This is a genomic window from Pseudomonas sp. GW821-FHT03C07, from assembly GCF_059420925.1.
On the sequence record NZ_JBWKUQ010000037.1, the window covers coordinates 1 to 8,751 of the forward strand.

Here is an 8,751-nt window from a genome sequence, read left to right on the forward strand (position 1 = left end):
GTGCTTGCCCGCGAAGCTTTGGGCGGCCTCAAGGGCCCCTTCGCGGGCAAGCACCGCTCCCACAGTATCTGTGTCGGATGCAGGAATTGCGTCAGACACAAAACTGTCGGGGCCAGCTTGTCAGATCCGGAACTGCCCCACCAACTTGCCCAGGCTCTGTCCCAGTTCCGCCAGACTACGGGAAGTCTGGGCACTGCGCTGGGTTTCATCGGCCACGCTGTCCACCGCCGAGGCGATTTGATGCACACTGCGGTTGATCTCTTCGGCCACCGCGGTCTGCTCGTCGGCGGCGCTGGCAATCTGCGCGTTCATCGTGTTGATCGTGCCAATCAGTTGCGCCATGGTATCCAGCGACACACCGGCCTCGTTGGCCCGGTCCGAGGTACCGTCACCTGCCTCGCTGGAACGGCGCATGGCCTCCACCGCCACCTGCGTACCCTGTTGCAGGCGGTCGATCATGCCCTGGATTTCCTGGGTGCTCTGCTGGGTCCGACTGGCCAGCGCCCGCACCTCATCGGCCACCACCGCAAAGCCGCGACCCGCTTCACCGGCACGAGCGGCCTCGATGGCCGCGTTGAGCGCCAGCAGGTTGGTCTGCTCGGCGATGGAACGAATCACCCCGAGTACGCTGACAATCGAGGTCACGTCCTGCTGCAGGCTGTCCAGGGTGGTGCCGCTGTGGCGAATATCCTTCACCAGCGCATGGATCTGCTGGATGCTGCCATCGACCACCCGTTTGGCAGTCTTGCCTTCGGCATCGGTCTGCTGCGCGGCAACCGCCGCCCCTTGCGCGCCGCGCGCCACTTCCTGGGCCGCCGAGGACATCTGGTTGATCGCCGTGGCCACCTGGTCGGTTTCGTGGCGCTGACGCTCCATCGCCTGCTCCGAACGCTGGGTCTGGTCGCTGACCTGGGCGACCAGCGTGGTCAGTTGCACGGTCATCTCGCTGATCTGCCGCACCAGGCCATGGATCTTGTCGACGAAACGGTTGAAGGAACCAGCCAACTGCCCCAGTTCGTCCTCGTTGGTGATCGCCAGGCGCCGTGTCAGGTCGCCCTCGCCGGCCGCAATATCGTCCAGGCTGAGCTTCATCAGTTGCAGCGGTCGCAAAATACCATTGGCCATCAGTATCCCGAGGACCGCGATCACCAGCAGCACCAACGCGGTGATCCCGAGGATACTCAGAATCACCCCTTCCATGCGCTGATGGACCTTGATCTCCACCTCCGCGACCTGGGCCTCGATACCGTCGAGGTTGACGAAGGTACCGATGGCTATATCCCACTTGGGCAGGAATTCGGTGTAACCGATCTTGGGCACCAACACTTGCTCGTTGGTGGCCAAGGACGCGCTGTATTTCAGGAAATGGCTACCGTCCTTGGCAACCTGGACCAGCTCACGGTTGACGTAGACACCATTCGGATCGCGGGCATCCTTGAAACTCTTGCCGACGCCATCGGGGTTGTCGCTCTTGAACACCCGCACGACCTGCGAGTCATAGCCGAAAAAATAACCGTCCTTGCCATATTTGATATTCGACAGCAGTTTCACCGCCTGCGCCCGGGCCACCATGTCGCCCTGGGCCGACGCATCGTAGAGCGGCTTGATCGCTGTCATTATCTGGGTGACGTAATTCTGCAAGGTCGCCTTGGACTCCGAGAGTAACCGCTGACGGGTTTCCTCCACCTCATCCTTGGCCTGATTCTGCAGCATCCAAACCGTGGTCAGACTGATTACCAGAGCACAGAGCAATACCGGAAGTACGGCGAGGGACACGACTTTAGCCTTCAGGCTCAGACCCATGATGGTTCTCTCTTATTGGAATAGACGCTCAACGGGTTAACGGCTTGGGACGAGTAAAGTTGAGCATAGTGGCTATTGATACACGCAAATGACGCACTACGGATATCAGCCAATTACCAGTTGACGCTATTCTCCCTCCGCGCCGACTTCTGGCGTCCGTGAAACGGCCACAACCCGTTCAATAACCCTATATTTTTCAGTGAAGTAGATATTCGCTGAAGGCTTTTATTTATTTTTGATTGAGCAATTAAATAAAGAAAAAATCTTCACACAGTAAACCTTCCGTCTTCTGTTGCCCCCGATTAAGGATGTCATTTCATGTCGCTCAGACAGCTTTCCATTCAGTGGAAAATCACCCTGCTCGCCGGACTCAGCCTGTTGGGCGTGGTTACCTTGCTGGTCGGTCTTTCCCTCTACCGCATGGAACACAGCTCGGAACTGGTGAAAACCTCAAGCATGGAGATGCTCAATGAAGCGGCCCAGGCGCGGATCGAAGCCCAGGGTGAGGTGCAGGCGCTGATCATTCGTCGTCAGTTCATGGACGCCTACCAATACGGCAACGGTTTTGCGCGCCAGGTGTTGTTCCTGCGCGAACAGGCGGAAAAACGCTTTCTCGATGCCTTCGACCTGCGCGAAGACCTGACCCGCCAGGTGAAGTCCGCGCTGCAAGCCAACCCGGATCTGCTCGGTCTGTCCCTGGTCTTCGAGGCCAACGCGCTGGACGGCAAGGATGAACTGTTCGCCGGCCAGAAGGAGATCGGCAGCAATGACCGGGGCCGCTTTGCCCTCTACTGGTCGCAGCCGACCCCAGGTCAGTTGACGGCCATGCCGCTGCCGGAAAGCGATATGACCGACACCCGCACCGGCCCCAGCGGCGAACCGAACAACGCCTGGTTCACCTGCCCGCGCAGCACCCTCAAACCCTGCGTGATCGAACCTTACTTCTACGAGATCGACGGCCAGAACGTGCTGATGACCAGCATCGTGTTTCCGCTGATGGTCGAGGGCAAGGTCATTGCCTCACTCTCGGTGGACATCAACCTCAACAGCCTGCAAGCGCTCAGCCAGCAGGCAAGCCAGAAGCTCTATGACGGCCAGACCAGCGTCAGCATCCTCAGCCCGGCGGGCCTGCTGGCCGGCTACAGCCCGGATGCCAGCAAACTCAGCCAGCGCCTGGACAAGGTCGATCCCCTCAACGGTGCCAAACTGATCGGCCAACTGGCCAGCAGCAACCAAACACAGAGCCTGCGCGAACAGGATCAATTGAAGATCCTCGCGCCGTTCCAGCCGATCCCCGGCGGCAAGTCCTGGGGCGTATTGCTCGATATCCCGGAAAAGGTCCTGGTGGCACCGGCGGAGGTCCTCAAGAGCCAACTCGACGAGCACAACGCCGCCGGGACCCTGACCGAACTCGGCCTTGGCCTGCTGGCCGCGGTGGTCGGCCTGTTGCTGGTCTGGCTGATGGCCCGCAGCGTGACGCGGCCGATCCTGGCTGTGGCGCGGATGCTCGAAGACATTGCCAGCGGCGAAGGCGACCTGACCCGCCGCCTGGCTTATGACAAGCGCGACGAACTGGGTCAGTTGGCCGGTTGGTTCAATCGCTTCCTCGACAAGCTGCAGCCGGTGATCGCCGAGGTCAAGCGCTCGGTACAGGATGCGCGTGGCACCGCCGACCAGTCCGCCGCCATCGCCACCCAGACCAGCGCCGGCATGGAGCAGCAATATCGCCAGGTCGACCAGGTGGCCACCGCGTCCCATGAGATGAGCGCCACCGCCCAGGACGTCGCCCGCAGTGCCGCCCAAGCCGCCCAGGCAGCCCGTGCCGCCGACCAGGCGACGCGCCAGGGCCTGACGGTGATCGACCGCACCACCAGCAGCATCGGCCACCTGGCCGCCGACATGAGCGCGGCCATGGTCCAGGTCGAAGGACTGGCGGCCAACAGCGAGAAGATCGGCTCGGTTCTGGAAGTGATTCGCGCCATTGCCGAGCAGACCAACCTGCTGGCCCTCAACGCCGCCATCGAGGCCGCTCGTGCCGGCGAAGCCGGGCGCGGTTTTGCCGTGGTCGCCGATGAAGTGCGCAACCTGGCGCGCCGCACCCAGGAATCGGTGGAAGAAACCCGTCAGGTCATCGAGCAGTTGCAGAGCGGCACCCAGGAAGTGGTCAGCGCCATGGGCAACAGCCACCGTCAGGCGCAAGGCAGTGTCGAGCAGGTCGGCCAGGCGGTGACCGCACTGCAACAGATCGGCGAAGCGGTGACGGTGATCAGCGACATGAACCTGCAGATCGCCAGCGCGGCGGAGGAACAGAGCGCGGTGGCCGAGGAGATCAACAGCAACGTGGCGACCATTCGCGACGTCACCGAGTCGCTGTCCGGCCAGGCCAGTGAGTCGGCGCGGGTCAGCCAGTCGCTCAACAGCCTGGCGAACCAGCAACAGGGTCTGATGGACCAGTTCCGGGTCTAGGCTCTACAGGAAAACGGCCTGCGCGACGCGATACGTCGACCGTCACCAGCAGCCCGCCCAGCGGGCTGTTCGACAAGCGCAGATCGCCGCCCCAGGCCTCGACGATATCGCGCACGATCCCCAGACCCAGCCCATGCCCACGGGTCTGTTCGTCCAGGCGGGTGCCGCGGCTGAACACCTCGGCCCGGTTCCGCGGCGGAATGCCCGGGCCGTCATCCTCGATCTCCAGGCGATAGCCCGCCAAGACTTCGACAATACTCAGGCGCACCTGTGCATCGGCCCACTTGCAGGCGTTGTCCAGCAGGTTGCCGAGCAGTTCCAGCAGGTCCTCGCGATCCCAGGGCAACTGCAAGCCGGGCGCCACCTCATGCTGCAGATGCAGGTGCTCGCCATGGATCATACGCAGGGTCGAGAACAACGCCGGCAGTTCCGCAGCGCAATCGAATACCGCGCCGGGCAAGGTGTCTCCCGCCAGCCGGGCGCGCCCGAGTTCGCGCTCCAGGCGTTGCTGAATCTGCTCCAGCTGTTCAAGCAAGGTCTGGCGCAGATGCGGGTGAGCCTCCAATTCCGCGCTGCCGGTCAGGCTTAGCATGACCGCCAGTGGCGTCTTCAGCGCATGCCCGAGATTGCCCAGGGCATTGCGCGAACGCTTGAGGCTGCCCTCGGTGTGGGCCAGCAGGCGATTGATCTGCGACACCAGCGGCTCCAGCTCCACCGGCACCTGGGTGTCGAGTTGCGAGCGTTGTCCTTGTTGCAGTTGGGCAATTTGCTTGCGGGCGTTCTCCAACGGGCGCAAGGCCCGACGCACGGTGAGCCGTTGCAGCAGCAGAATCGCGATCAGCGCCGTCAGGCCGATGCCCAGGCCAATCCGCTGCATCAGTTGGAAACTGCGGCGGACCGGCGTGTAGTCCTGGGCCACGCTGATGCTGATCGACTCGCCGAGGCGCCGATAGTCCGAACGCAGCACCAACAGCATCCGCCCTTCCGGCCCCAGTTGCAGGCTAGCGTGTAGTCCCGCCTGCTCGATGACGGGCAGTTCCTGGTCCCAGAGCGAACGCGAGCGCCAGTGCTGATCGGCGAAATCGATCCGAAAGTAGTGCCCGGAAAAGGGTCGCTGATAGGCCGGCGACAAACGTCGCTCATCCAGTTTCAGACCCTGTGGGGTGCGGACCAGCGCCACCAGCAGACTCTCGCTGTCCGCGTGCAGGCCGTCTTCCAGATAGCGCTGCAGGCCCAGCTCGAACAGCCAGAGACTGGTCGGTGCGACCACCAGTCCGGCGACGAGCAAGACACTGATCAGGCCCAGGCTCAAACGGCGCTGAATAGACTTCACCGGGCCGCGCCACCAAAGCGATAACCCTGGCCACGGCGGGTTTCAATGACGCCGCGGCCCAGCTTGCGGCGCAGGTGATTGACATGCACCTCCAGCACATTGGAGTCGCGCTCGGTTTCGCCGTCGTAGAGATGCTCGGCCAGATGGCTTTTCGAGAGAATCTGTTCCGGGTGCAGCATGAAGTAACGCAACAGTCTGAATTCGGCGGCCGTGAGCTGGACATCGCCACCCTCGCGGCTGACGCACTGGCGCCCCTCGTCCAGGTCCAGGCCGGCGGCCTTCAGGGTCGGCTGGTTGGCCTGGCCGCGGGCCCGGCGCAGCAACGACTGGACCCGCAACTGCAACTCCTGCGGGTGAAACGGTTTGGTCAGGTAATCGTCGGCACCGGCCTTGAGCCCTTCGATACGTTCGGCCCAGGAGCCGCGCGCGGTGAGGATCAGCACCGGCACCGCGAGGCTGTCGGCGCGCCATTGGTGCAACACCTCGAGCCCCGGCAGCCCCGGCAAGCCGAGGTCGAGAATGATCAGGTCATAGGGCTCGACCGCCCCCTGAAAGAGCGCATCGCGTCCATCCGCCAGCCAGTCGACGGCATAGCCCTGTCGGGTCAGGCTGGCCAACAGCTCGTCCGCCAAGGGAACATGATCTTCCACCAACAACAACCGCATCAATCGTCTTCCTTGTCTTTCAATAAACGACCACTGCTGGCATCCAGCTCGATGTCCCGAACGACGCCGGCACGGGTCAACAGCTCGACGTCATAGACATAGACGTCGTGCCGGCTCACCAGTTCGGCTTCCAGCAGCTTCGCCCCGGGATAATGGTTCAAGGCCTGCTGCAGCAGTTGCTCGAGCGGCATGATGACGCCCTGACGGCGCAGGCGCAGGGCTTCGTCCTGGTCCAGGTCATTGGCCAAAACCGTGGTGCAAAAGAGCGCGAGCAAGGTGCAGGCGTGCAGATTCAACGTCATTAACTGTCCTGATGATCCTTGAGAACCCGCCCGCCAATGGCGTCCAATTCAACATCCCACTCAGCTCCTTGAGCGCCGCGCAGTTCTACCTGATAAGTGAAGTCGCCGTCTTGCGTAGTCCGCCCGGTATCAGCAACACCCCACAGTAAGGGCCGCAACTTAATCGAAACTGAATTTCTCCGAGCGTCATCGACCCCGGTTGACAGCTTTTGCCGGGCGACGACTGTCGACGGCCGTGACCTCCCTTATAATCCCGGTCCCGGTAGAACGAGAATCGTATGACGGCCATCCATATCAAGTTTCCCGCCTTGACCCTCAAGGCCGGCAAGCGGACCCTGCAACGCATTCGCGAACAGGGCTTGAAAGCCGCCGACGTCGGCACCTTGCCCGGTGCCGCCGGCGGTCCCAAAGCCCTGGGTATCCAAGGGTTGGACCTTGCGTTGTTCGGCGAGTGGCTGCCGGGCAGCCCGCGGCAGCGCTCGCTGATCGGCGCCTCCATCGGTGCCTGGCGCTTCGCCAGTGCCTGCCTGCCCAATGCCGCCGAGGGCATTACACGGTTGGGCCAGCTCTACAACGAACAGAGCTTCGCCAAGGGGGTGACCATGGCCCAGGTCAGCGAGAGCTGCCGACGCATGCTCCATGACCTGCTCGATGGCCGCGATGCGTCGATCCTGACGAACCAGCATTACCGCCTGAACGTGGTGATCGTGAAGAGTCACGGTCTGCTCGCCCACGATCATCGGGGCCGCCTGGGGCTTGGGCTGTCGTCGGTCATCGCCGACAACCTGATCAAGCGCTCGCGCCTGTCGCGGCATTTCGAACGGGTCATCCTGCATGATCCGCGACTGACCCCTCCCCTTCAGGCACTCAATGACTTTCCGTCACGCTGCCTGCCCCTGGCCGCCGATAATCTGCGCCAGGGCCTGCTGGCGTCCGGTTCCATTCCAATGGTGATGGAAGGCGTGCGCGATATCGCAGGGGTCGGCGCCGGCACCTACCGCGACGGCGGGCTGCTGGACTATCACCTGGACCTGCCCTATAGCGGTGATGATGTGGTGCTGTATCCGCATTTCACCGACAAGGTCGTTCCTGGCTGGTTCGACAAGAGCCTGCCCTGGCGCCGGGGCAACCCGGACCGCTTGCAGGACGTCCTGCTACTGGCGCCTTCGCGGGAATACCTGGCCCGCCTGCCCCACGGCAAATTGCCTGACCGTAATGACTTCAAGCGTTATATGGGCGACGACCAGGGACGCCAGGTCTATTGGCGCAAGGCGATGGAGCAGAGCCGGCGGCTAGGCGACGAGTTTCTCGAACTGGTCGACAATGGCCGCCTGGGGGAGCGCCTGTTGGCGCTTTGAGGCGATTGCCAGCGCGCAAGCTGTTAAACTGCCAGCCTGCATTTATCGGCTGCGCGCTGGCCACCTTTCAGAGCTGACATTACCGTGGAAATCTTCAAAGAGTTTACGTTCGAATCTGCCCACAGGCTGCCCCACGTACCGGACGGCCATAAATGCGGTCGCCTGCATGGTCACTCGTTCAAGGTGGCGATTCATCTGAGCGGCGAGATGGACCCGCATACCGGCTGGATCCGTGACTTCTCGGAGATCAAGGCGATCTTCAAGCCGCTGTATGAGCGCCTGGACCACAACTACCTGAATGATATTCCCGGCCTTGAGAACCCCACCAGCGAGAACCTGGCGAAGTGGATCTGGCAAGAGCTGAAGCCATTGTTGCCCGAGCTGTCGGCGATTCGCATCCACGAGACCTGCACCAGTGGCTGCATCTATCGCGGGGAGTGAATCCCGCTTATAAAAAAACCACCTGCACAGGTGGTTTTTTTATAAGCGGGATTTATTGGCTACGCCCACCTGCAGGAGTTGGCTTGCCAGCGAGGAGGCCCCTGAGCCCCATGCGTTGCCCATACGGCCGCCATCGCCGGCAAGCCGGCTCCTACAAAGACCGGGCACAACGCTATCTCTGCGCTGGAACACCCGCCCCCTGTAGGAGCCAGCTTGCTGGCGATGGGGCCCTTGAGCCTTGCAGTGACTATGCGGCCGCCATCGCCGGCAAGCCGGCTCCTACGAAGGCCGGGCACGACGCTATCTCTGCGCTGGAACACCCGCCCCCTGTAGGAGCCAGCTTGCTGGCGATGGCGATCGAACAGTCGCCACAGGAGGCCGGA

The 8,751-nt window shown here is 62.5% G+C and carries 7 protein-coding genes and 1 pseudogene; 4 read left to right on the forward strand and 4 right to left on the reverse strand.

The window, feature by feature from the left end; all coding sequences use genetic code 11:
* Positions 1 to 120 precede the first annotated feature (120 nt).
* Positions 121 to 1,803: a methyl-accepting chemotaxis protein CtpM gene (gene ctpM / locus AC07VG_RS33270; RefSeq protein WP_495004842.1), complete on the reverse strand. Its 1,683-nt coding sequence runs from the start codon at positions 1,801 to 1,803 to the stop codon at positions 121 to 123.
* Positions 1,804 to 2,340: 537 nt separating this feature from the next.
* On the opposite strand from ctpM, the pseudogene AC07VG_RS33275 reads away from it, so the two are divergent.
* Positions 2,341 to 3,411, forward strand: a pseudogene (locus AC07VG_RS33275) (cache domain-containing protein); the annotation flags it as partial.
* A gap of 102 nt (positions 3,412 to 3,513) precedes the next feature.
* A complete protein-coding gene (locus AC07VG_RS33280; protein ID WP_495022553.1) occupies positions 3,514 to 4,269 on the forward strand; it encodes a methyl-accepting chemotaxis protein in 756 nt (251 codons plus the stop codon).
* On the opposite strand, the gene AC07VG_RS33285 is transcribed toward AC07VG_RS33280, so the two are convergent.
* From AC07VG_RS33285 to AC07VG_RS33295, 3 genes are read right to left on the reverse strand one after another with little or no spacing between them, the layout of a single operon-like run.
* Entirely contained in the window at positions 4,217 to 5,602 is a 1,386-nt protein-coding gene (locus tag AC07VG_RS33285; RefSeq protein ID WP_495004841.1) for an ATP-binding protein, read from the reverse strand. The genes AC07VG_RS33280 and AC07VG_RS33285 overlap by 53 nt on opposite strands.
* Complete coding sequence (locus AC07VG_RS33290; RefSeq protein WP_495004840.1) at positions 5,599 to 6,267, reverse strand: response regulator transcription factor; 669 nt, start codon at positions 6,265 to 6,267, stop codon at positions 5,599 to 5,601. The genes AC07VG_RS33285 and AC07VG_RS33290 overlap by 4 nt, the downstream gene beginning before the upstream one ends.
* Entirely contained in the window at positions 6,267 to 6,569 is a 303-nt protein-coding gene (locus tag AC07VG_RS33295; RefSeq protein WP_495004839.1) for a PepSY domain-containing protein, read from the reverse strand. Before AC07VG_RS33295 ends, AC07VG_RS33290 begins: the two co-directional genes overlap by 1 nt.
* A gap of 278 nt (positions 6,570 to 6,847) precedes the next feature.
* Here AC07VG_RS33295 and AC07VG_RS33300 point away from each other — a divergent pair, with 278 nt between their 5' ends.
* Positions 6,848 to 7,927 carry a patatin-like phospholipase domain-containing protein gene (locus AC07VG_RS33300; protein WP_495022552.1) on the forward strand — a complete coding sequence of 360 codons (1,080 nt, stop codon included), beginning with the start codon at positions 6,848 to 6,850 and terminating at the stop codon, positions 7,925 to 7,927.
* An 84-nt stretch (positions 7,928 to 8,011) separates the two neighbouring features.
* Positions 8,012 to 8,368, forward strand: a complete 357-nt coding sequence (gene queD / locus AC07VG_RS33305) for a 6-carboxytetrahydropterin synthase QueD (protein WP_495004837.1) — start codon at positions 8,012 to 8,014, stop codon at positions 8,366 to 8,368.
* The last annotated feature ends 383 nt before the right edge of the window (positions 8,369 to 8,751 follow it).

Bases quoted from the DNA above. Each gene is read 5' to 3' on its own strand.
- ctpM (WP_495004842.1), bottom strand. From the start codon at position 1,803: ATGGGTCTGAGCCTGAAGGCTAAAGTCGTGTCCCTCGCCGTACTTCCG.
- AC07VG_RS33280 (WP_495022553.1), top strand. From the start codon at position 3,514: ATGGAGCAGCAATATCGCCAGGTCGACCAGGTGGCCACCGCGTCCCAT.
- AC07VG_RS33290 (WP_495004840.1), bottom strand. From the start codon at position 6,267: ATGCGGTTGTTGTTGGTGGAAGATCATGTTCCCTTGGCGGACGAGCTG.
- AC07VG_RS33295 (WP_495004839.1), bottom strand. From the start codon at position 6,569: ATGACGTTGAATCTGCACGCCTGCACCTTGCTCGCGCTCTTTTGCACC.
- AC07VG_RS33300 (WP_495022552.1), top strand. From the start codon at position 6,848: ATGACGGCCATCCATATCAAGTTTCCCGCCTTGACCCTCAAGGCCGGC.